The sequence below is a fragment of the Bradyrhizobium cytisi genome, assembly GCF_008123515.1.
Classification (GTDB): domain Bacteria; phylum Pseudomonadota; class Alphaproteobacteria; order Rhizobiales; family Xanthobacteraceae; genus Bradyrhizobium; species Bradyrhizobium cytisi.
Map to the genome: position 1 here is coordinate 265,197 of NZ_VSSR01000016.1, position 21,172 is coordinate 286,368.

The 21,172-nt window shown below is 61.8% G+C and carries 23 protein-coding genes; 7 read left to right on the forward strand and 16 right to left on the reverse strand.

The genetic code is table 11. From position 1 onward, the window contains the following. Positions 1-75: 75 nt before the first annotated feature. Together FXB38_RS10365 and FXB38_RS10370 are read left to right on the forward strand one after the other, a co-directional pair. Complete coding sequence (locus tag FXB38_RS10365) at positions 76-1,488, forward strand: mannose-1-phosphate guanylyltransferase/mannose-6-phosphate isomerase (protein WP_148750749.1); 1,413 nt, start codon at positions 76-78, stop codon at positions 1,486-1,488. Next, positions 1,488-2,288, forward strand: coding sequence for a glycosyltransferase family 2 protein (locus FXB38_RS10370; RefSeq protein ID WP_148750750.1), 801 nt, complete (start codon positions 1,488-1,490; stop codon positions 2,286-2,288). Before FXB38_RS10365 ends, FXB38_RS10370 begins: the two co-directional genes overlap by 1 nt. Before the next feature lie 22 nt (positions 2,289-2,310). Here FXB38_RS10370 and FXB38_RS10375 read toward each other — a convergent pair whose 3' ends face one another. After that, positions 2,311-3,468, reverse strand: a complete 1,158-nt coding sequence (locus FXB38_RS10375) for a glycosyltransferase (protein WP_148750751.1) — start codon at positions 3,466-3,468, stop codon at positions 2,311-2,313. 1,424 nt (positions 3,469-4,892) lie between these two features. Between FXB38_RS10375 and FXB38_RS10380 the strand changes: the two genes are divergently transcribed. The 3 genes from FXB38_RS10380 (at position 4,893) to FXB38_RS42650 (ending at position 8,669) form a co-directional block, all read left to right on the forward strand. After that, positions 4,893-5,555: a helix-turn-helix transcriptional regulator gene (locus tag FXB38_RS10380; RefSeq protein WP_148750752.1), complete on the forward strand. Its 663-nt coding sequence runs from the start codon at positions 4,893-4,895 to the stop codon at positions 5,553-5,555. Between the two features lie 118 nt (positions 5,556-5,673). Further along, positions 5,674-7,173 (forward strand): phosphomannomutase/phosphoglucomutase, encoded by a 1,500-nt coding sequence (locus FXB38_RS10385; RefSeq protein WP_148750753.1) that lies wholly within the window; start codon positions 5,674-5,676, stop codon positions 7,171-7,173. A gap of 1,322 nt (positions 7,174-8,495) precedes the next feature. Further along, complete coding sequence (locus FXB38_RS42650) at positions 8,496-8,669, forward strand: hypothetical protein (RefSeq protein WP_187434782.1); 174 nt, start codon at positions 8,496-8,498, stop codon at positions 8,667-8,669. A gap of 11 nt (positions 8,670-8,680) precedes the next feature. On the opposite strand, the gene FXB38_RS10390 is transcribed toward FXB38_RS42650, so the two are convergent. The 14 genes from FXB38_RS10390 to FXB38_RS10455 form a co-directional block, all read right to left on the reverse strand. Next, entirely contained in the window at positions 8,681-9,112 is a 432-nt protein-coding gene (locus FXB38_RS10390) for a CopG family transcriptional regulator (RefSeq protein WP_148750754.1), read from the reverse strand. An 8-nt stretch (positions 9,113-9,120) separates the two neighbouring features. Continuing rightward, positions 9,121-11,103: a conjugal transfer protein TraG gene (locus FXB38_RS10395; RefSeq protein WP_187434783.1), complete on the reverse strand. Its 1,983-nt coding sequence runs from the start codon at positions 11,101-11,103 to the stop codon at positions 9,121-9,123. A 41-nt stretch (positions 11,104-11,144) separates the two neighbouring features. Beyond that, the gene (locus FXB38_RS10400) at positions 11,145-12,884 is read right to left on the reverse strand and encodes a relaxase/mobilization nuclease domain-containing protein (protein WP_148750756.1); all 1,740 of its coding nucleotides are present in this window, start codon (positions 12,882-12,884) and stop codon (positions 11,145-11,147) included. A gap of 354 nt (positions 12,885-13,238) precedes the next feature. After that, positions 13,239-14,147 carry a lytic transglycosylase domain-containing protein gene (locus tag FXB38_RS10405; protein ID WP_148750757.1) on the reverse strand — a complete coding sequence of 303 codons (909 nt, stop codon included), beginning with the start codon at positions 14,145-14,147 and terminating at the stop codon, positions 13,239-13,241. Between the two features lie 3 nt (positions 14,148-14,150). Then, positions 14,151-14,486 (reverse strand): DUF736 domain-containing protein, encoded by a 336-nt coding sequence (locus FXB38_RS10410; protein WP_148750758.1) that lies wholly within the window; start codon positions 14,484-14,486, stop codon positions 14,151-14,153. A gap of 34 nt (positions 14,487-14,520) precedes the next feature. Continuing rightward, the gene (locus FXB38_RS10415; protein ID WP_148750759.1) at positions 14,521-15,066 is read right to left on the reverse strand and encodes a S26 family signal peptidase; all 546 of its coding nucleotides are present in this window, start codon (positions 15,064-15,066) and stop codon (positions 14,521-14,523) included. Further along, the gene (locus FXB38_RS10420; protein ID WP_148750760.1) at positions 15,063-15,578 is read right to left on the reverse strand and encodes a DUF2840 domain-containing protein; all 516 of its coding nucleotides are present in this window, start codon (positions 15,576-15,578) and stop codon (positions 15,063-15,065) included. The genes FXB38_RS10415 and FXB38_RS10420 overlap by 4 nt, the downstream gene beginning before the upstream one ends. Next, on the reverse strand, positions 15,575-15,829 hold the full coding sequence (locus tag FXB38_RS10425; RefSeq protein WP_148750761.1) for a ribbon-helix-helix protein: 255 nt from the start codon (positions 15,827-15,829) through the stop codon (positions 15,575-15,577). Before FXB38_RS10425 ends, FXB38_RS10420 begins: the two co-directional genes overlap by 4 nt. Beyond that, on the reverse strand, positions 15,826-16,464 hold the full coding sequence (gene parA / locus FXB38_RS10430; RefSeq protein ID WP_148750762.1) for a ParA family partition ATPase: 639 nt from the start codon (positions 16,462-16,464) through the stop codon (positions 15,826-15,828). Before parA ends, FXB38_RS10425 begins: the two co-directional genes overlap by 4 nt. Beyond that, complete coding sequence (locus FXB38_RS10435) at positions 16,461-17,576, reverse strand: replication initiator protein A (RefSeq protein WP_148750763.1); 1,116 nt, start codon at positions 17,574-17,576, stop codon at positions 16,461-16,463. The genes parA and FXB38_RS10435 overlap by 4 nt, the downstream gene beginning before the upstream one ends. 14 nt (positions 17,577-17,590) lie before the next feature. Then, complete coding sequence (locus tag FXB38_RS10440) at positions 17,591-17,842, reverse strand: helix-turn-helix transcriptional regulator (protein WP_148750764.1); 252 nt, start codon at positions 17,840-17,842, stop codon at positions 17,591-17,593. 205 nt (positions 17,843-18,047) lie between these two features. Beyond that, complete coding sequence (locus FXB38_RS10445; RefSeq protein WP_148750765.1) at positions 18,048-18,563, reverse strand: DUF2285 domain-containing protein; 516 nt, start codon at positions 18,561-18,563, stop codon at positions 18,048-18,050. Positions 18,564-18,624: 61 nt separating this feature from the next. After that, a complete protein-coding gene (locus tag FXB38_RS10450; protein WP_148750766.1) occupies positions 18,625-18,834 on the reverse strand; it encodes a transcriptional regulator domain-containing protein in 210 nt (69 codons plus the stop codon). A 116-nt stretch (positions 18,835-18,950) separates the two neighbouring features. Next, positions 18,951-19,223 carry a DUF2285 domain-containing protein gene (locus FXB38_RS10455; protein WP_430640166.1) on the reverse strand — a complete coding sequence of 91 codons (273 nt, stop codon included), beginning with the start codon at positions 19,221-19,223 and terminating at the stop codon, positions 18,951-18,953. Positions 19,224-19,452: 229 nt separating this feature from the next. Between FXB38_RS10455 and FXB38_RS10460 the strand changes: the two genes are divergently transcribed. Both FXB38_RS10460 and FXB38_RS10465 read left to right on the forward strand, forming a co-directional pair. Further along, a complete protein-coding gene (locus FXB38_RS10460; RefSeq protein WP_187434784.1) occupies positions 19,453-19,686 on the forward strand; it encodes a helix-turn-helix domain-containing protein in 234 nt (77 codons plus the stop codon). A gap of 164 nt (positions 19,687-19,850) precedes the next feature. After that, complete coding sequence (locus FXB38_RS10465) at positions 19,851-20,261, forward strand: hypothetical protein (RefSeq protein WP_148750768.1); 411 nt, start codon at positions 19,851-19,853, stop codon at positions 20,259-20,261. A 115-nt stretch (positions 20,262-20,376) separates the two neighbouring features. Here the strand turns inward: FXB38_RS10465 and FXB38_RS10470 are convergent, their stop codons facing one another. Next, on the reverse strand, positions 20,377-20,703 hold the full coding sequence (locus FXB38_RS10470) for a DUF736 domain-containing protein (protein ID WP_148750769.1): 327 nt from the start codon (positions 20,701-20,703) through the stop codon (positions 20,377-20,379). Positions 20,704-21,172 lie beyond the last annotated feature (469 nt).

Here is a 21,172-nt window from a genome sequence, read left to right on the forward strand (position 1 = left end):
CAACTCTGGCTGGCGCATCATGGCGACACCTTGAGCGACACGTAGATTGTGTGAACAGAGGCATGGAAGCGGACTATGAGCGGATTGATAATGCCCTTGGTTGTCTGTGGTGGTGCGGGAACACGTCTATGGCCAGCATCGCGTGATGGCCGGCCGAAGCAGTTTCTGAGCCTTTTCGGCTCACACTCCTCCTTTCAAGAGACGATGAAGAGGGTGTCCGATCCGACGCTGTTTGGTAAGCCTATCGTTATCACCAATGCAGCCTATCGTTTCATTGTGCGCGAGCAGCTTGCAGAGATCGGCCTTGAGGCGGACGTGCTGCTGGAGCCTGCGCGACGCGATTCCGGGCCGGCGATACTCGCGGGTGCGGTGTTTGCCGGTTTGCGGAGTGCAGAGTGCGTCGTTTTCGCACTTGCCGCCGATCACGTCGTGCAAGATCTCTCGGCGTTCGCCCTCTCCTGCCGGACCGGGCTTGAAGTTGCACGAGATGGATTCATCGTCACATTTGGTGTCACGCCTGATGGACCCTCGACCGAGTACGGCTACATCCAGCCAGGGGACGCAATCACCGCTGACATCAGAAAAGCCGCCAAGTTCGTGGAGAAGCCGAATCCGGAGCTTGCGGCCAGATACGTTGCTGAAGGGTATCTTTGGAACTCCGGAAACTTCATGTTTCGGGCCGATATGCTGCTCACTGAATACGCCCGGCTCGATCCTGACACGGTGGCCGCAGTCACATCAGCCGTCACAAACGCCACCGGCGATCTCGGCTTCCGACCGCTGGATCCAGCGTCGTTTGAATGCGCGCCGTCCATCTCCATCGATTATGCAGTCATGGAAAAGACCTCGCGCGCGGCCGTTGTTGAGGTCGCCTGGGGGTGGTCGGACGTCGGATCGTGGCGAGCTGTCTGGGAGCTATCGCGCAAGGACCACCACGGCAACGTTGCGAAAGGCGGTGCGGTTTTCGAGGACGCGCAAAACTGCGCGGTTGCCACCGAGAAGGCCCTGGTGGCTCTGGAGGGGGTTGAAGATCTCGTCGTTGTGGCCACAGAGGATGCCATTCTCGTGTCGCGCAATCGTCAGCCGGGTGCGATGAAGCGCCTCGTTGGCACGGTCCGAAAGACTGCACCGCAGCTGGTCGAGAACCACCTCAGGGTGGATCGTCCTTGGGGATCCTATCAGTCGCTGGATCTCGGCGATCGCCATCAGGTCAAGCGCATCGTCGTGAGCCCGGGAGGCCGCCTGTCCAAACAACAGCACCATCATCGCTCGGAGCATTGGGTCGTTGTGCGGGGGATCGCGCTCGTAACGATCAACGATACGGAGACCCTCGTGCACGAGAATGAGTCGATCTATGTACCGATCGGCGCTGTCCACCGCATGGCGAACCCCGGCAAAATCCCGCTTGAGCTGATCGAGGTTCAGACCGGCAGCTATCTTGGCGAGGATGACATCATCCGCATTGAGGACGACTACAAGCGCCCTTGATGACTGTCACCCACGAAAACAATCTCGACGAAGCGCAGGGAAAGCGATCACCTCTAGTGACCGTGGTCGTTCCGTCTTTTAACCAGGGCCGCTACCTTGAAGAGGCATTGCGATCCATCGCTATTCAGAAGATTCCGACTGAAATTATCGTGATGGACGGCGGGTCGACCGACGTGTCTCTTGCGGTCCTCAAACGCTGGAGTGAACAGCTCGCCTATTGGCGTAGTGGGCCCGACGGCGGACAAGCGTCCGCGATCAATGAGGGTATCCAACGCGGAACCGCGCCATATGTGTGTTGGCTGAACAGCGACGACAAACTACAGTCTGGCTGCCTGCGCGTGCTTATCAAGGCGCTGGAGAACAATCCCGCCGCGCCGGCCGCCTATGGCGATGCCCTGAACGAAAACGCGAGGGGCATCACCACCCCTGTGTGGGTGCAGCCATTTAGCGAGCGTGGTTTGAGATTGCGGTGCATCATCTCGCAGCCTGGAACGCTCATCCGGCGGGCGGCCTGGGAAGCACTCGGGGGGCTCGATCCAACTCTCCATTTTGCGCTGGACTACGACTTATGGTGGCGCCTGTACCGCTCTTTCGGTCCACTCGTCCATATACCGCAGGTCTTGGCTGTGAACCGAGTCCACGCGGATACAAAGACCCGCAACAACCGCGCGGCCCATTACGCTGAAGCGATGAGTGTTGTCCGCCGCCACCACGGCAGTCTGCCGCTGAAATGGTGGCTCGCGCAGCCTTATGCGGTGTGGTGGAAGGCGCTTTTGGCCACATTTGGAAGCGACAAGTAGCTCGACGCGCCGCGCCCGCACGTCAGAAGGTGACCGGACCCATGCCTTGGGGTGTCTTTCTCCTAGCACCCCTTTCGGAGAGCACCTCTTCATAAAGATCCAGATATCGTTGCACCATAGTATCCGCCTTAAATAGCTTCTCATATCGCAGACGCGCATTCTGACCCATGCGCCTGGCCATCAGAGGATGCGTACTGAGAAGTATCATCGCCTTTCTTAACGCGTCGGCGTCCGATGGCGGGACCACAAGTCCGGTCTGGCGATCGATATTGATGAACGTCGTTCCGGTGCCGATTTCTGCCGAGATCATCGGCTTGCCATACATAGCTCCTTCCAACAGGGTTATCCCGAACGCTTCTGACCGCAGGTGAGACGGGAATACGACCGCGAAGCACAGCGTCAAAAGAGCGACCTTATCTTCCTCCGGAAGTTCACCGAGCAGCTTGACGTTCAACAGACCGTGTCTTTTGGCTTGCCTTTGCAACTGACGCTCGACGGGACCGCCTCCGGCAATGACGACAGGGATATCAGTCCCGTTGACGGCTTCCAGGAGAATGTGGAGCCCTTTGTAGTATCGCAATCCCCCAATAAAGAGAAAGAATCGATTCCCAACGCGGGCGCGCCACTTATCAAGGGTGTCGACAGAGGGCTCCGGGTAAGTCGATTGGTCGAGCCCGATCGGAATCGCGCAGGTCTTGGATTCGTATCTCTGCAAGGTTTGGCTCGTGGCGCGATAGTTCGGCGAGGTCGCAACGATGCGATCGACGCTATCCAGAAAACGCCTCATCAATGGACGATAAAAAAGAAATGCAACACGCTGGCGAACGACGTCCGAGTGATAAGTGACCACAGACGGTTTGGATGCGCCGGCAGTCAGATGTACGACATCCATGAGCGGCCATGGAAAATGATAGTGTATGACATCCGCAAAATTGGCCAATTCCGCGAATTTCTTGAATACCGATAGCGAAATGCTGGTCGAGGCCAGTTCAAGGTGTAAAGGCACCGGATGGATCGTGTAATTGTCGAAACTTGAAGTGCGCAAAGATTGGCGACTTGGAAAAAGAACGTCGACTGCGTGGCCGTGCCGCGCAACACCTTGCGCGAGCTGGCCAATAAACTGCGGCACTCCGCCATATGTGTCTGGAAGATGCGTCTTATAGAGATGAAGTATCCTCATTCGTTTTTATGCTTGCTCAAATTCGGGTTCGCCATGAAGAGGAGTATTTCGAAAATTGTTGTCGACTTCATTGTGGTGTGCTCGGGCCGTATTGTCCGACGGCCGACGCTCGGGGCTACGGCCGCAGAACTGGGCTAGGCGATGGAAAGCGCCGGCAAGCAAGACGGGAAACGCAATGCGCGCGGCATGAACACCGCGGCAGTTCGTCACTCGCTAAAACCGCGTGGCTTCGGCCTGGTTACAGCCTGAGGGCGACGTTGCTTATTTCTGGTCAAGAACGATCAACGAGCGGCTCCTATGACGACTTGCCTGGGCGACCAATAGCCAACTCGAACGCGCCGCAACGAGTCCCATATGAGATAGGAAAAGCAAAATGTGCTGAACGTCTCCCGTAGCGTTCCCGGACGGGTGTCCAAAAGCCGCATCTCTGGAACGGGCTCGCAAGTGCCGAGGTTCTTCTCAACGTTTGCGATCTATCCGCAGTTCGTCTGCGAGTGATGCAGCTTTCCGACCCTATCGCGCGGCGCCAGCAGGCATCTGGATCCTCAGTCGTTGGCATACAAAGCTTTCATCGGCGGCGAGCGCTTCGCGCCTTAGCTTGAATGGGCGCATTTGCGCGTCTCAACCGCAAGCGCCGAGCGTCTTGAGCTCTTGGCGGAAAGGTCTATCTCTGCAGCGGACCGCGACATCGGGCTTGCCTATATCCGCGTGCGGATCGAGCATGCCGCTCGGTTTCATCGTACATTACGTACGAAAACTGATGCGCTTAGACGCAATTGGTCGTCGAAACGGCATTCGCAGAGTGAACTGCCTCTTAAAGCACCTAATGGCAAGTCTTGAATCTGGTTCCGAATGCGAGTCCCGCCGATGATCAGCGAAAACTTAGCCGTCATGCGCAACCACCGCATCCTTATCCACCGCTATCGCCGCTGCTTGAAACAGAGCTAGCCGGGCTTGATCGCCAATCTATCGAAAGACGCCTGTGCGAGGAACATCGCCCTCGATGCGTTAGTCTCGGCCAACTTTCCTTTAGTTATCGAGATTCCCGAACCGAGTTGGAGGGCTGGGCAGACGCGTCAAATCAGAATACCCGCATTCTAAGCGCCCGCCGCAATGAAATCCGGCGCGAAAGTAGGGAACGTCGCCTGATGTATGCAGGCACAAAATTGTAGGTTGAGCGCCTTTCTTCTGGTGACAAGTCAAGTTTCACTTTTGGGGCAATCGCAATCAAATGTCGCCGAACAAGCGTGCAAATCGAACGAGCAAACGCACCGAAAGCTTGGCTATACGAAACGAACTAGAAATTAAATGAGAACACATATCCCAAATGGGACTGTCGACTTGGATTCGCACAGCTATAAGTTGCCGCAGTGATTGATGGTGTTTTTAGCTTTATTATGGCAAGCACAATTTGAATGTTCCGAATGCTCAAGGGTGAAGAGGAAACGGGGCCCGGTCCGAAGGGAGTTCTATTTTGCCCGAGTGAACTGCGCATCGCTCGCGGGGAACGGCCCAGGATGATTGGTGCGCTTGGACTACTGAAACGGCCTGCGATTGTGATCGATCGTCACGGCTTGGTGCTGGATGTCAACGACGACGCATTAAAGCTTTTCGATGATGATCTCTCGATCAAGGGGAAACGTCTGTTCGCGGCCGACCCCCAATCGCGAATGAAATTGGATCGACTGGTCAACTTGATCCGTCTCGCATCCAGCAAACCAGGCCGTAGCACCCTGCAAACCGTGATCACCAGACGCCAGGGCCGTCCGGTCGTAGTGGATGCCTTTGTGCAAGGATTGGAAAGCGAGAGCGAAGACCCGTTGCCGGATGTGGGCGCCCTTCTTCTCCTTACGGATCTGAACGAAATCCTTCAGGTGTCGCAGAGCTCTGTGATGGAGATATTCGGTTTGACACCCGCTCAGGCTCGTCTCGCATCGCTTCTGGTCGAGGGAAAATCGCTGGAGGAAATTGCTCTCGATATGACGATTTCGCCGGGGACCGCGCGTAACCATCTTAAGGCTGTTTTCCTGCGGACCGGGACGAGACGGCAAGCTGAGTTGGTATCTCTGTTGTCTCGCCTGCGATAATATTCGATTGCGATCCGGATCGCCGGTTCTTAATTTTTGAGTTTTACGCCTGCCCTGCCCTGGCCTGAGCGGTTGGCTGTGGCTGTCGTCAATTTCACCTCTTTGACAGATTGTCTCGATGTTTCCCAAGCCGAAATCCGTGTTGCTGCCCAACACCTACGCCTTCGAATCCGAGCCGATGGTGAAGGCGACCGGCTTTCGCGAATACGACGCGCGCTGGCTGTTCCAAAAAGAAATCAACCTGATGGGAATCCAGGCGCTCGGCATGGGGCTGGGTGCGCTGATCGCGGAGCTTGGCGTCAAGCAAGAGATCGTCACCGGTCATGATTTCCGCGGCTATTCGGCCTCGATCAAATATGCGCTGATCTCCGGCCTGATGGCAGCCGGCTGCAAGGTGCACGACATCGGGCTCGCGGTGACGCCGATGGCCTATTTCGCGCAGTTCGACCTCGACGTACCCTGCTGCGCCATGGTCACGGCCTCGCACAACGACAATGGCTGGACCGGCGTGAAGATGGGCGCCAACCGTCCGCTGACCTTCGGCCCCGACGAGATGACGCGGCTCAAGGAGATCGTGCTGGGCGCCGAGTTCAAGAACAAGGCCGGCGGCTCCTATCAGTTCCACGAGAACTATCCGGCGCGCTACATCGCCGATCTCACCAGCCGTCCGAAGCTTAACCGCAAGCTCAAGGTCGTCGCGGCCTGCGGCAACGGCACCGCCGGCGCGTTCGCGCCGCAGGTGCTGGAGGCGATCGGCTGCGAGGTGATCCCGCTCGACACCGAGCTCGATCACACCTTCCCAAAATACAATCCGAACCCTGAAGACATGGAGATGCTGCACGCAATCCGCGACGCGGTGCTGCAGCACAAGGCCGATGTCGGTCTCGGCTTCGACGGTGACGGCGATCGCTGCGGCGTCGTCGACAACACCGGCGAGGAGATCTTTGCCGACAAGGTCGGCGTGATGCTGGCGCGCGACATGTCGGCGATCCACAAGGACGCGCAGTTCGTCGTCGACGTGAAGTCGACCGGCCTGTTCGTGACCGATCCGGTGCTACAGAAGCAGGGTGCGAAGGTCGCCTACTGGAAGACCGGACATTCCTACATGAAGCGCCGCACCCACGAGATGGGCGCGCTCGCGGGCCTCGAGAAGTCCGGCCACTTCTTCTTCAACAAGCCGTACGGCCGCGGCTATGACGACGGCCTGGTCTCGGCGATCGCGATCTGCGACATGCTCGACCGCGCGCCGGGCAAGTCGATGGCCGACCTGAAGGACGCGCTGCCAAAAACCTGGTCGTCGCCGACGATGTCGCCGCATTGCGCGGACGAGGTCAAATACGGCGTCATCGACGCCGTCGTGAAGCATTTTGAGGGCTTGCAGTCGAAGGGTGCCAAGATCGGCGGTCAGTCGATCCGCGATCTCGTCACCGTCAACGGCGTGCGCGTCACGGTCGAGGATGGCAGCTGGGGCCTGGTGCGCGCCTCCTCCAACAAGCCCGAACTGGTGGTCGTGGTTGAGAGCCCGGTCTCCGAGCAGCGCATGCACGACATGTTCGAGATGGTGAACAGCGTGCTGCGCACGCATCCCGAGGTCGGCGAGTACAATCAGAAGATCTGAAGCGGGCTTGCTAAGGCGACATCTGCGGCAATCATAAGCATCACCATCGGCGGTAGGGATTGACAGCCTACTCGACTAAATTAGCCTTCTCCGAGTTTTTTTAACCTATTGGAGGCTAACCATGACGACCATCACCTCGGGCGCGACCACACTCAATTTAAGCTCGTCCAACAACTACTCTGTTATGGTTCTGGCGAGCTCGCCATCGCGGCCGCTGTCACGGCTTCTGGGACAATCAGTTGCGGGGACGATGCTGCCCCAGTCGCCATATCTATCCGAGGGACGAGCTTGCATTCGGTCGTGAACGCGGGCGCGTCCGAGAGCTTGGCGTACGATGTAATTGTGAATGGCGGCTGGGAAGAGGCGCAGGGAACGACGAACTACAGTAGCATCCTCAATGGAAGCACTGAGCAGATCTTCGGAGGTGTCACCTGTCATACCATTGTCGGATCAGTGGTACTCAGCAGGTGTTCCATGGCGCGCTGCCTCGCAGTCAGATTTGCTTCTACGTACTCAAGACATATTCGACGGATGGAGCTTTGGCGCAGTCGTCCAGAGCGGTGGTTACGCAACGTGCGTAGTGGCGACCAGGCAGGAGGCATTGCTGAATTCAGCACGATTTTTTCCGGCGGCACATTGACGGTTTATGCCGAAGCGGTGAGCGAGTACTCGTCCATCTTTGGTTTCGAAGAGTCAAATCTGGAGGGACATCGTGCAGGCCGGCGGTGCTTTGACCATTGAACAGGGAGACTTCTCGAACGCTGGAGCAATAAACTCCGGCGGGACGCGCAAATATTCGGAACCGACAATGGGAACACAGTCTATTCCGGTGCTACGGAAGTGGTTCAGAGTGGCGGCAATGCTCAGGGCACGATAATCGAGGGAGGATTGCTCGACCTGGCTTTAGGAGCAGCGCTGACATCGACGTCGTTCGTCGGCAGCGAGGCGTGCAAAAGATCGAGGGTAGCCAGATGCCCCTCTGGAACTATCGCGGCATTTTGGCAATGGCGATAAGTTTGATCTTGCGGCCGTGGCTTTCGATCCCTTTGGGCCGAGTGGGTCTGGCCGCACCGCTTTCGTCGGCAACAGCGTCGATGCCTGGGTCGCCTGGGATTCCTTCCCCTCCAACACACTGAAGCAGTCGGAAGTCTGGATCCTGGCGGACGGCCGCAACGGCCTTCGCCAGTTACAAGCGCTACTACCTCACTTCTGCCGCCTACGCGGACGTGCACGGCGACCCGTCAACAAGCTCGCCGAGACTGGCAAATGAAAGACACACTATGCGGAGGCAGGTGAAAGTTGCCCAGGCGTAGGACAGCCCCTTGGTCACCGGGCCGAACGCCGCCGAGGATGCGGTCTCGATCAGCCCCGCGTGCGTTGAAGAGATCGGCTGCGCATTGTCGATTCTCGCACAAGAACTGCTTGCGATGCACAGACTCGACTCGCCGCCGCGGCTGGATTTCCGTCCGCGCGGTGAGCGGTCATCAGACGATTAGGCAGCTACCGCTCACGTCGGCTCGGCCTCGTTAGTATCCTCCGGGATCTCCTGCCGCAGCTTCGGTCCTTGGTTGAGCCGTCGACCGAGTGCCGCGACGAAATTATCATAACGGACTCCGGCCTGTGCTCTTGCGGCCTTGGCGGCCGGTTCGGGGAGTGGCGGCGTCGTTGTGAGCCAGAACCGGACGAACAAGGCTATGGTCTCGACCGAGATCCCCATGTCGCGCTCGAGCCGTGCGATGCGGCGATCGACTTGATCAAGACGCTTGGCAATAGCGGCCTCCCGCCGTTCATCGGCGTCCGGCGACAGAAAGGACGCAATAGCAGCTTCGGCGATGAGCGACAGCGACTGCTCGCGCCGGGCGGCATAGGCCGAGAGCGTCTTCATGACGTCCGGATCGAGATAGACCGACATCTGGGCTTTCTTCTTCGGCGCGACCATGCCTGCCCTCACAATCCGAGATCGTCGCCGGGATCGAGCGATGCCTGTCGCGCGACGCCCTGCATCATGTCGTTCATGCGCCTGATCCGCGGGGCATCTTCGTCGAGTTCGTCGGCAAATTCAGACGCAAACTCGTTGTCGAGGGGTTCCTTCTTCTCGACGGTCTCACGCGTCAGTTCCGGTTGCCGCCGACGGTCCGTGGTCTTCGGATCTTCTACGTCGGTCTGATCGTCGGTCGAGGCCGGCGCTGTTGTTGGGCGCGGCGGCAGAGGCCGTGAACTCCAGTCGTCCGGCCGCCCGTCATTGGGTTTGGTCAGCGTCGGCGGCGCCTGGATGCGCTCCTGGAAGCGTCCGTCCTCGTAATAGCGGGCTTTCATGGCGCGGATCGGATGCAGGCCCGACATCATGACGATCGCGTCCGACGCCGGGAGCTGCATCACCTCGCCCGCCGTCAGCAGCGGACGCGCGGTCTCCGACCGCGACACCATGAGGTGACCGAGCCAAGGCGACAGCCGGCTGCCGGCATAGTTCTTCATCGCCTTCATCTCGGTCGCCATGCCCAATGCGTCGGACACTCGCTTCGCCGTCCTTTCATCATTGGTGGCGAAGCTCACCCTGACATGGCAGTTGTCCAGGATCGAGTTGTTGGGCCCATAGGCCTTCTCGATCTGGTTCAGCGACTGGGCGATCAGGAAGCTCTTGATGCCGTAACCAGCCATGAAGGCCAGCGCGGACTCGAAGAAGTCGAGCCGGCCGAGCGCGGGGAATTCGTCGAGCATCAGGAGGAGCCGGCGCCGTCCGGCCTTGGCCTGCAGATCCTCGGTCAGGCGGCGGCCGATCTGGTTGAGAATCAGACGGATCAGCGGCTTAGTGCGATTGATGTCCGACGGCGGCACCACGAGGTACAGCGTGGTCGCCCGGTTCCCACCGACGATGTCGGTGATCCGCCAGTCACAGCGTCGCGTCACCTCGGCGACAACGGGATCGCGGTAGAGCCCGAGGAACGACATCGCCGTGCTCAGGACACCTGAGCGCTCGTTACCGGACTTGTTCAGCAGCTCACGCGCGGCGGACGCGACGACGGGATGGACGCCGGCCTCGCCGAGATGCGCCGTCCGCATCATCGCGGCAAGCGTCGACTCGATCGGCCGCTTCGGATCTGACAAGAAGGCTGCGACCCCGGCGAGGGTCTTGTCCTCCTCGGCATAGAGGACGTGGAGGATGGCGCCGACCAGCAGTGCGTGGCTGGTTTTCTCCCAGTGGTTGCGCTTTTCGAGACTGCCCTCGGGGTCGACCAGGATGTCGGCGATGTTCTGGACGTCGCGCACCTCCCACTCGCCGCGGCGGACCTCCAGCAACGGGTTGTAGGCTGACGACTTTGCGTTGGTCGGATCGAACAGAAGAACGCGGCTGTGCCGGGTGCGGAAGCCGGCGGTGAGCTGCCAGTTCTCACCTTTGATGTCATGGACGATGGCCGAGCCGGGCCAGGTCAGCAGCGAGGGGATGACGAGGCCGACGCCCTTGCCCGACCTCGTGGGAGCGAAACACAGGACATGCTCCGGTCCATCATGGCGGAGATACGCGCGCTCGAACCGGCCGAGAACCACGCCGTCAGGCCCGAGCAGGCCAGCCTGCTGGATCTCCTTGCCCTCAGCCCATCGCGCCGAGCCGTAGGTCTCGGCATTCTCTGCTTCGCGGGCGCGCCACACGGACATGCCGATCGCGACGGCCGCGGCGATGATGCCGCCGGATGCGGCGATGTACGCGCCCTCGATAAAAATCGACGGCGCATAGGCATCGTAGGCATACCACCACCAGAAGAAGGCGGGCGGAAGGTAGAACGGAAAATGGAGCAGCTCGAACCAGGGCTGCCCGAGCTGCGGCTGGAAGCCCAGCCGCCAGGCCGTCCATTCCGTCGCGGTCCAGATCGTCAGCAGGACGATCGCGAAGACGGTGATGACCTGGCCCCAGAGAATCTTGGTCGCGGACATGGCGGCCGCCCTTTCCTGAAGTCGACGATTGGAGGCATCGTTCACAGGCCGAGCCCCCGATTGCGCCCGAAACCCCAATCGATGCCGCCGTCGTTGCGCGCGACGCCGGAGACGTGCCGGCCGAGCTGCTTTTCGAGCGAGGGCGTCCAGGGCACGAGCTGGAAGCCCAGCCCGTCGTCGATCATGGCGAAGCGGCCGGAGGCCAGTGCGATGCGCTGTCGATAGGTCCCAGTGACATATTCGCCAGCGGCCGACGGATTAAACGGCTGGCCCGTCTCAGCCGCGAGCTGCGCGCCGAGAGCGTCAACCTCCCGGCGGCGCAGCGTGCCGATGAGGTTCTTAGCGAACACCAGTCCACGCGCCTGGCGCTCGGCGAGACCCTGCTCGATGAGCTGCTCGGCCCGTCGTTCCATGGCGTCGCGGACCTCGGCGCCGAAGCCGGCCTGGCCAAGCGCTACCGGGTCGCGTGCAACGGCCTGCCGGTCGAGCCATGTCGCGCCGCTCGCCGTCACCTGCGCTTCGATCGAGAGATCGGAGCGGACGGCGAGTGCCACGCGACGCTGCCCTCGCGCGTCGTCGAATTTGCGTAGCTCGACGATCGAGCCCGGGGCGCTGTCGCCGGCTGCGTCGAGATCGGGGAGCCTGATGTGGTGGGTGCGGCCATCGACGCCGTCGACCACGGCGTAGGCGGTCTCCTTGAGTTCGTCGTCGAGACCGCGATCGACGAGGCGTCCGATGACGGGAACGTCGAGGCTTTCGCCTGCCAGCACGTAGCTCGCGCTCCCGCGCTCGATGCCGCGCTCGGTCAGGCTGCGGTGGATGCGTTTGATGATGTCGCCGCGCTCACCGAGCTCGCGCAACGTGGTCTCGGCGCCCTCGTCCATGGCCCATTGGCCTGGCCCGAGCTGATGCGCGAGGCCGAGGCTCTCCAGGCGTCGCAGCCGGCCGACCTTTAACGCATGGAACTGATCGGGCTGCTGCGTCGGATCGGGCGCGAGGTCGATGACGCCGTGCCTGTCGGCGTCTCGGACGAGCTGGCGGTCGAGCTGGGTCCAGTGTTCGGCTTCGACCTGACGCTCGAGCGAGCGGCGGATATCGAGATCGGAGCGCAGTCCGAGTTCCTGTGTGACCAGGTCCTGGGCCCGGGCGCGCATGCCCTCCTTGATGTAGTCGCGGGAGATGACGAGGTCCTGGCCGTCTTCGGCCACGCCGCGCACGATGATGTGGACGTGCGGATGCTGCGTGTTCCAGTGATCGACGCCCACCCAGTCGAGCTTGGTGCCAAGATCGGTCTCCATCTGACCGACCAAGTCACGGGCGAAACCTTTGAGGTCGGTCATCTCCGGCGCGTCCTCGGGCGAGACGATGAAGCGGAAATGGTGACGGTCATCCTTGCAGCGATCGGCGAAGGCCTTGGGATCGGCCTCGTCGGTCTCCGGGCCGAACAGCCGGGCCTTCTCCCCGTCCCGGGTGACGCCCTCGCGCCGGAGATAGCCGAGGTGGGCTGACAGCGGCGCCGAGCGCGCCGTATGCCGGACGACTCGGGTCTTGATCGTCACCAGACGCGAGCGGCTGGTGAGCAGACGGTTCGCCCTCACGCTGGCGACCCGGCCGCGGCCGAAGCGTGAATGACGATGGTTGGCGAGACGGCCGGCTCGCGAAACGCCGCCGCCGGCGCGCTGAGCAGCGGCAAGCGCCTGGGCGATGAAGGGCTTGGCCCGCTGGCTCCTTGAGGAGCGGATGCGGCCAGGCCGAGGCTGAAAGTCGCTCTCTTCAGCCATGACCAGCCTCGGCAATGTGCGAAAAGTAGAATCCCCGCAATGAGTTGATGGTGAGGCGCACATTGCGTGCCGAAGCCGCACATTGCCGGATCAGTAAAAAAACAAAGCAACAACAACCGACCGACCGAGCCGCACATTGCGGCCTTTTATCTCGCCCTCGTTCGGTCGTTGCCTGCTCGTCTCCCTCGCCTGCTCTTTCTCCTTCGCAGGAACGCGCTAGGACACGCCTGAGCACGAATTCCCAACCGACGGCGATGGCAGGCCACCATCGCGCGACGGATATCCAGATGTCCGCGACATGGGTGCCTGCAGGCGTGCGTCGATCTGGACGTTGACGTTGATGATGCCGTGCAGTCATTGCGATCGCCCCGTTGTCGAGAGCGCGACGAACAGGCCTTCAGACTGCGGCGCAATCGCCGAGAGATCGTGCACCGGAACGGCAGCCCACCTGTCGTGCGCCGGTCGGTCGGATGTCGCTCGCGTGGCAGACGACGGACCGTCAGCGCGCCCGAAAAAGAGCGGCGCCCGCGTCCAGGATGAACGAGAAGAGGCCGCGACGAGGAGAGGCTTTGGCGTCCCCTCCGCATCGACAAAAGGGACGAGGGCTGCGACATAGGCGACGGTCTCGGTGGGCAGCGGACGATGTCTGTCTCGAAAATCCTCGTAGCGGCCGGGACCCGCATTGTAGGCCGCAAGAAAGCCGGGCGAGCCGTAGCGTTCGTGCAGCTCGCGCAGGAAGGCTGCACCAGCGAAGATATTGTCATGTGGATCGAAGGGATCCCGCCCGAGACCATAGCGAGCACGCATGTCCGCCCAGGTCTTGGGCATGAGTTGCATCAGACCGAGCGCGCCTTTGGGTGACACGGCGCGCCGCTCGCCATGGCTCTCGATCCGCATGACGGCTCGAATCCATGCAGTCGGAATGCCAAAGCGCTGCGCGGCTTCCGTCACATGAGTGGCATAGCGGTCGTTCGTCGGCTGACTGCGCGCCGACGCTTTCTCTGCTGACACTGCCGGCATTGACGCGCCAATCACCAGCAGGCCGGTAAGGAGGAGAACGGCAAAACCCGCCGTGGCTCCGCCATCACGGCGGGGGTTCGTGCTGCTCACTAACGGCGCGCGCGGACAGGCGGTTTGACCAACGCTGTGCGCGGGGGCCGGCCGAAGGTTGCGCGGACCGGAGGGCTGAGACGCCTTTGCGGCGAACAGAAGAATGGAGCTTCGATGCGCCTTGTCGGCGGCACGCGTGACGGGGCCCTGCATGCATCAATCCCGATCGGCGCGCTGGGGCAGACGATTCCAGTTCAGCGTCCAGGCCGATTTGTCGTCGCCCGACTGGAAGAGATTGGCGCGGATCGGCCGCGGCAGCGTGGGATCATCGATGATGAGCGAAACGTACTCGCCGGCCTTCTCTCCAGTGCGTTTCCAACCTGCGCCGATCTCCGGTCCGTCGGCATCGCCGAGGCGGATACGGTAGTCCGGCGCGTTCTCGGCATCCGAGGATTCGGCCGGGACGAGGGTGAGAATCCGCTCGAAGAAAAGCGTTTCAACGCGTCCGGTGAAGCCGGACTTATCGCGGGTGAACTGGCCGATTTGCGCCATGGGAAACCTCCTGGTTGGCGGGTTGAGAAGCGGGCTAGTGGGTGGCGGCGCGCCAGACGAAGCGGCCGTCGCCAGCCTCATTTGTCCAAAGCGGGACCGCGCGTGCGACGACCGAACTGACAGGCAGTGAGCCGAAATAGCGGCCGTCCAGGCTGTCCGGGACGGTCGGGTTCATGAGGAAGACCTCACCCGATTGAAGGGTGGTGCAGCCGCTCCAACGCGGCAGCGGACGACCGAGATGGTCGCGATCGTGTGCAGCGCCGACGTCGACGTCGTCGACAGTGATGGCGTCGCCTGACCGGCACACGGTCTGCCCGGGCAGCGCCATCACGTGCTTCAGCAACGACACACCCTTGGGAAGAAAGCCCCCGACGGCGAGTTCATTCGCGATCGGCTCTGGGAGCCGCACCGCGACCAGGTCCAGGGCATGCAGCTTTTCGACTGAATGCAGCGTGTAAAACCCTGTCGGCGTGCTCGCGGTCGCGTTCCAGATCAGCCGGGGCGCGGGATGAACGAATACCAGGCCGCCGGCGGCGAGCATCGCTAGGTACGTCACCATGAGGTAGCCAAATCGGGTCATGGCGTGACGCTCCGGCGCTTGAGCCAGGCGACATGCTGCGCGCGCGTGTAGGCGCGCGGCACGTGGTCGGCGGCGAGGCGGTTGTGGAGATGTCGCCAGTATTCGGGCGCAGCGTCGGCTGGATCGACGGCGAGCGCCTCGATGGCGTCGATCGCCTGCAACACGCGCTCGACCTTCGGCCACCCATCGACGCGCAGCAGGATCTCGCCGCCGGGGCGGACGAATGGCAGCGTCTGATAGCGCTGGCCCGCCTCCACGGCGCGCACGATGTCCATGCGCGAGACCACGGTGCCATAGTCGTTCGAGGCCCAACGTACGAAGCCGAAGATGCTGCCGGGCGCAAAAGCGGAAATGCTGCGGCGGCGGTCGAGGATCTTCTCCTCCGCGCGACGGCCGAAGCGCAGCCAGTGCTCGATCCGCTTCTCGATCCAGGTCAGCTCGACACTGGTGAATGAAACGTCGCGCCGATGCGAGGGCGGCACGGCACGCGGCAACGCCTCATTGTCATTCATGACGGCTCTCCGGTGTCTATCGGGAATTCTCGCGCCAACAGTTCGCGCAGCATGTCGGCGACGGTGACGCCGCGCTGGAACGCAGCGACCTTGATGCGGCCGCGCAGCGCCGGCGTGATGTCGATGGTCAGACGGGCTGTAAATGCGGCCCCGTTATCCACGCGGCGCGGCGGTGCGTCGCTGGCCTTGATCCAGCTTTCGGCATCGCCGGGACGCGAGGCAAAGCCGCGCTTGGTGGAGCGCTCGCTCATGGCGCGAACCTCGCGACTTCAGCGGCGAGCGCGGCGATCTCGCGGGCGGCGGCGTTCTGCTCGGCGAACTCGAAGACGAGCCGACCGGACTGCGCGGCGTCAGCGAAGACGACGCGTTGGCCGATGGTGCTGGCGAGCACCGGCGGATCGTGATCGGCAAGAACCTCAGCCGTCTCGCGCGCGATGATCGTGCGCGCACCACAGCGGTTGAGCACAAAGCGAGCAGCAAGCTGCGGACGTGAGATGCGAGCCTCGCGCAGCAGATTGAGCATCTCGGCCGATGCCCAGCCGTCGAACGGCGATGGCTGCACCGGGATCAGCACCAGATCGGCCGCAAGCAACGCCGAACGCATCAATCCAGCGACGCGCGGCGGTCCGTCAATGACGACATGATCGGCGGCGCGCGCGATCTCCGGCGCTTCGCGGTGGAGCGTATCGCGCGCGAGGCCAACGACGCCGAACAACCGTGCGACATTTTCCCGCGCCCGCTGCTGCGACCAGTCCAATGCCGAGCCCTGAGGGTCGGCATCGATCAGCGTCACCCGCTTTCCGCGCAGCGCCCATTCACCGGCGAGGTGCAGGGCGAGCGTGGTTTTGCCGACACCGCCTTTCTGGTTGAGCACCGCGACAATCATCGCTTGCCTCCCGGCTTGCGGTTGAGAAGCGGCAAGGATTGTCGGCTTTGGTGCTTGGCTGGCGGCTCAGCGCGTGCGTCGGCGTTATCCGCAGAACGCACGGGCCCACTACAACAGTTAGATTCTAAGTTAGACTCTAAGTTAGGGCGAGCGATCGTCGCGTCTCGCCAAAGCGTTAGCTGTGGTTTGCGCTCCCGAAATCCCGATACGGGCACGCCCGAAGTCCCGATAGCGCGAACGCCCGAAGTCCCGAGTTGATTCACAGCGCCATCCACAGGTGCTGTGGATGACTTGCCGGGCAGGATGCGCAGCAGTTCTCGGCGTTCCCTGCGTTCGATGCTCAGGCGGTAGCCTGGCAGCGGTTGACGGGCCGCGATCCGGCGGAGATCAAAGGCGAAGTCAGCGGGCTTGGCGAGGCTGCCGGATTTCTCGTGGAGGTGTGCGACCTCAAACAGCCATCCTCTCGGCTGGCGGCCGGCATGCTTGCGAGCGACGCGGTAGAGCCAGCGCTCGATCCCGCCGGTCAGGCTGAAATAGGCCGGATCAATCGTGAGAACGAGCGAGCGATCGATGACGCCGCGATAGAACCACTCCGGGAGGACAAATTCCATGCCTTCCACGCGGCCGTCGCGCCGCGCGCGCTCCTCCCATTCGTTGATCCAGGAGAATTGGTGGCGCCGCCAATGCTCGCCCTGCCGGATGCTGGTGCGGATGACGGTCGCCTGCAGACGGCCCAGCGCGCCCTTCAACAGCTTGTAGTCCCGCGCCCCGGTCTGTCGGCCGACCGCGACCAGAAGCTGATAGGGCGTAAAGCGCAGGAAGCGTGAGGTTTTCAGACCAAGGTTCTCAGCCTCGACAATCTGGCTCGCCGCCCAAATCAGCACGTCGGCATCCCAAATGGTCGCCATACCGTGCTCAGGGACTGCATAGACTTCGACACGCACTTCGCCAGCCTGATAGAGGATCGGGCGCGTGCGTTTGGCTTTGGCGAGCGAGAAGAATGGCCGCTCCATCAAGTCGCGCTGATCGCGTGGGCTGGCGTCGCCGGTGGCGACAATGAACGGATCGAGCTTGCTTCGTTCGCTGGGCGTGATGAGGCGGCGCGACGACATGGGCGAGCGCTGCCTTAGCGATGCGCGTTGCCGGCGGCGCGCGCCTCGACGTAGCGAGGATCCGAGGTTGAGCTGCAGGCGGCCTGATCGGCCCAGGCTTCGAGATCGCCGATGGCGTACACGACACGGCCGCCGAGCTTGCGGAAAGTCGGACCGTTGCCATGGCAGCGATACTTCTCCAGTGTGCGCGGCGAGAGGCCAAGGAGGCGCGCGGCCTCGGGGGTGCGCACGTAGCGCGTGGTGAGCTGCGCGGTCCGGTCGAGCATGGGAGATCTCCGTCTTGCCTTGAAGCGCCGCAGCCAAGTCGCGGCTTGTCGGTGCCAGAGTGGCGGAGAGTTTTGGCGTTGGGGGTGGACGAAAATTTACGCCGATTTGTGTCCCCCCACAGTCGCATCGAGGCGAAGCCAGGCGCTAACAGCGGGCGCGGGTTAACTCATCAGGGCGGGTGGCCTGGTGAAATCGAGGCGCCGGTCAGAGGCCGCGCAGGAGTTTCAGATAGCCACGCTCGACCAGGGCGATCGAATCATGAATGAGGCGGTTCGCCTTGCGGCGGGCATGCGAATCCTTCCACTCGACCGAACGACGCTGGGCGTGGTCGGAGGCGAGCACCTTCGCTGCCACGTCCCGCGGGCTGCCGCCCAGGTCGTGGACGTCGAAGGCATGGAGGAGCTGAATCAGTCGCCGCTTTTGGAATGAAGTCAGCCGCAGAGCCGCCGGCAGAAGAGCGGTGCGCTGGCCAGCAAGGCGGCGCGCGAAGTGTAGCGCCACGTCGGCCCGCAGTTCGCCCATGCTGTCGAGCGGAACAAGCACGGCAGGGCGGCGCGCGGCCTGCTCGTCACGCAAACGGACATGGAGTTCACCCGACCCCTCCGCTATCACCAACTCGCGACCGTCGGCATCGGACAGCTCGAGGAGCGACTGCCCGAGAACGCTGCGATCAATCGAACGGGGGGTGTCGAAGCCCGGCGGCGCGGGCTCCAGGATCAATGTTCCCGGTGACGCTTCCGGGAGCCAAATGGTTGGCTCGGGCCCAACCGGAGAGACTGGGTCATGTGCGACACCGCAACCTCCATCGACGTGCGAAACTCATTCGGATGGTTTCGGGATCAGCGTCCTTGCGCGCAATCTGGCGCTCAGTGCGGGCGAAATCGCGGCGGTAGTCAGCATTGCGGCGAAGGAATTCGAGGGCAAAACCCGGGCGCTCAAGGCGATTCAGGCGCTCGATGGTCTCCGGCGAGCGCCAGTACTGGGTGGGCATGGTGTGTCTTCTCGTCTTTTTGTTCTACCCCCACACCACGATCCGTAAAGACGTTACGAAAGACTAGACCCGGAAGTTGCATCACGCGAGATCGCAATTTGCGTGATTGGGGCAACTCACTGCATCCGCGGTTGCAACAACTGCTGATATCCGGCTTCCACCATCCATCGCGCGCGGGCGAGATGGCTGTCATGGACGGTTTTGGCACGATCCGGTTCTCGCGCAGGATCGAGACCGAAGATCACGTGGACCACCTCACGCCAGTCGGCGCCCTCTTCTTCGGCCATCAACAACCGGACATAGATTGCAAGATGTTTCTCGTCGTAGGCGTTCACACGCTCGGTTATTGGCGGCTGATCGCGGAATCGCAGTTTGTTCAGTTCGTTCATGGCAATCGTCCCCTCAACATTGACGCAACGTCAGACTCATTCATTCGGCCATCGGAACTTCGCAAGCCGCGAAATGTCACATGATACGCCCGCGATGCGCAGACCGCATCACGGCGCTCCCCGAAAACGGCAAACAGGGCCTACGGCAGAACCATGAATAGCACGGGGCTGCGCGAATCGGAACGATCGTTCCTGGAACGATCGTGCTGATGTGAGTTCCCTTGTCGCCATGGATCTCAAGGAGGTCATGGCGATCAATCTGCGTCGGATACGTCATGTGAAGAAAATGACGCAGGAAGAGTTGGCAGATGGCGCCGGACTGAGTGTCCGTTACGTCGGCGCCATTGAACGCGCCGATGTGTCGGCCAGCGTAACCGTGCTCGGCCGAATCGCGAAGGCGCTAGGCGTCGAAGCAACCGATCTGATCAAGCGAACGGCGGTTCATCCTCATCGCGCTCGATGACGCGACGAATTTGTGCTCCATCGCGGCACTGCCACGTTGTGAATCACCTCCGCATTGCCTCACGCATAAGTTGATAGGCGGCTTTACGTAAATCTGATTTGTCTCCAAAGACGCATGCTTGGTCCAGGGACGGGAGAGCATGCTGAGTGAGATGGAGTCGCTTTATGACCCTGTACGAGCACTTGCCAGTCGACATCCGTGAAACGGTGGACACTCTGGTCGTGGAACTCAGGCCTCAACCTTGGCCAACTCGATTCCTCGCGCTGATTGGTCTCCTCGGAGAGAAGTTGGAGGCTCGGAGCGACCCGGAGCCGTGGCATCTGATCCAACAATGGACCGGCATAGTGACGGCGACGTTGGAGCATCTGCGGCCCGACAGTTCGGTCATCGAATGCCTGGGGCTGATGAGCATAAGCTTCAACGACCAATGGCGCGCTCAGGCGCTCGGCCAGATCGAACGGGATCCCACTGTGCTGGATCGCCTGGTCGCAATCTGTCCCGACTGGGATGACATCGTCGATAGCGTGTTGGAGGCCAATCAAAGACGGCCGATCAAAGCGGGACGCGGCGGCTAATCGGCATCTGCTACGCCCTCGCCGCTTGCGCCGTCACGGCAACGAGGTGCCTTCGCAATTCTTGGGCGTGGCGATGCCCCGCCCGGACCAGCCGGGCGAGGCATTGTGGGCCGGGTCAGTCGCCGTTGCGACGGCTGGGGCGGGACCAGATCAGGCTGAAGCCCTCACCGTCCTCGTCGTCGAAGAGGTTGGCGAAGATCGGAGCGGTGAAGCTCGGATCGTCGAGCTTCAGGCTCAGATAGTCGCGGCCCTCGTTGGAGCGCTTGGACCAGCTTGCCCCGATCTCAACTCGACCGACATAGACCCGGTGGCTCGGTGCGTTCTCGCCGGAGCGGTTGGTTTCGGGGACGATCCGGACGTTCCTGGCCTGGAGTGAGAGAGTGACGATTTCGCCGGTGAACTCGTTCGAGCCGGTCTTCTTGAAGGTGCCGATGGTCGCCATGGTAGTTCTCCTTGATCTCTGTTTTTCGAGCCCGCACCTTGCGGCCTCGATGGTGATCGACGGGCCGGAGGCGATCGACGGCGCACCCCGGGGCCGAAGCGTCAGCGGAGGATGGCAGCCAGGCGACTTTCTTGTTTCGCGAGGAATGACGGCGCAGCCGGCAGGGGAAGAAAGTCGATCGGCGCCGTTGCGCCATAGGCGGTCGAGGCTTTAGCCGCCCTTCGGCCAGATCCACCCATCGAAGAGGCCGTTCGGTGCGCTCGATTCGAACAGAGCTGGCATCAAGGAGAACATGGCGATTTTCGAGTTCCGCAGAGAGTCCGGCCCAACGCATTCAAGGTGATTGGGTCTCTGTCCTGGCCGGGCACCGATCTCCGCTTCCGTAACCAAACCTCGGCAGCACGCCCCGTTCACGATGGTCGCTGGCCGTGTCTGTGAGCCGTCGCCGTTTGGTCCATACCGTCTCAAC

Coding starts and splice junctions, on each gene's coding strand:
- FXB38_RS10450 (WP_148750766.1), bottom strand. CDS start 18,834: ATGCCCACCCAGTACTGGCGCTCGCCGGAGACCATCGAGCGCCTGAAT.
- FXB38_RS10395 (WP_187434783.1), bottom strand. CDS start 11,103: ATGTCCGCGACCAAGATTCTCTGGGGCCAGGTCATCACCGTCTTCGCG.
- FXB38_RS10455 (WP_430640166.1), bottom strand. CDS start 19,223: ATGAACGAACTGAACAAACTGCGATTCCGCGATCAGCCGCCAATAACC.
- FXB38_RS10435 (WP_148750763.1), bottom strand. CDS start 17,576: ATGTCGTCGCGCCGCCTCATCACGCCCAGCGAACGAAGCAAGCTCGAT.
- FXB38_RS10415 (WP_148750759.1), bottom strand. CDS start 15,066: ATGACCCGATTTGGCTACCTCATGGTGACGTACCTAGCGATGCTCGCC.
- FXB38_RS10365 (WP_148750749.1), top strand. CDS start 76: ATGAGCGGATTGATAATGCCCTTGGTTGTCTGTGGTGGTGCGGGAACA.
- FXB38_RS10375 (WP_148750751.1), bottom strand. CDS start 3,468: ATGAGGATACTTCATCTCTATAAGACGCATCTTCCAGACACATATGGC.
- FXB38_RS10420 (WP_148750760.1), bottom strand. CDS start 15,578: ATGAATGACAATGAGGCGTTGCCGCGTGCCGTGCCGCCCTCGCATCGG.
- FXB38_RS10405 (WP_148750757.1), bottom strand. CDS start 14,147: ATGCAGGGCCCCGTCACGCGTGCCGCCGACAAGGCGCATCGAAGCTCC.
- parA (WP_148750762.1), bottom strand. CDS start 16,464: ATGATTGTCGCGGTGCTCAACCAGAAAGGCGGTGTCGGCAAAACCACG.
- FXB38_RS10440 (WP_148750764.1), bottom strand. CDS start 17,842: ATGCTCGACCGGACCGCGCAGCTCACCACGCGCTACGTGCGCACCCCC.
- FXB38_RS10425 (WP_148750761.1), bottom strand. CDS start 15,829: ATGAGCGAGCGCTCCACCAAGCGCGGCTTTGCCTCGCGTCCCGGCGAT.
- FXB38_RS10460 (WP_187434784.1), top strand. CDS start 19,453: ATGGATCTCAAGGAGGTCATGGCGATCAATCTGCGTCGGATACGTCAT.
- FXB38_RS10400 (WP_148750756.1), bottom strand. CDS start 12,884: ATGGCTGAAGAGAGCGACTTTCAGCCTCGGCCTGGCCGCATCCGCTCC.
- FXB38_RS10410 (WP_148750758.1), bottom strand. CDS start 14,486: ATGGCGCAAATCGGCCAGTTCACCCGCGATAAGTCCGGCTTCACCGGA.
- FXB38_RS10370 (WP_148750750.1), top strand. CDS start 1,488: ATGACTGTCACCCACGAAAACAATCTCGACGAAGCGCAGGGAAAGCGA.
- FXB38_RS10385 (WP_148750753.1), top strand. CDS start 5,674: ATGTTTCCCAAGCCGAAATCCGTGTTGCTGCCCAACACCTACGCCTTC.
- FXB38_RS10380 (WP_148750752.1), top strand. CDS start 4,893: ATGCTCAAGGGTGAAGAGGAAACGGGGCCCGGTCCGAAGGGAGTTCTA.
- FXB38_RS10465 (WP_148750768.1), top strand. CDS start 19,851: ATGACCCTGTACGAGCACTTGCCAGTCGACATCCGTGAAACGGTGGAC.
- FXB38_RS10470 (WP_148750769.1), bottom strand. CDS start 20,703: ATGGCGACCATCGGCACCTTCAAGAAGACCGGCTCGAACGAGTTCACC.
- FXB38_RS10390 (WP_148750754.1), bottom strand. CDS start 9,112: ATGGTCGCGCCGAAGAAGAAAGCCCAGATGTCGGTCTATCTCGATCCG.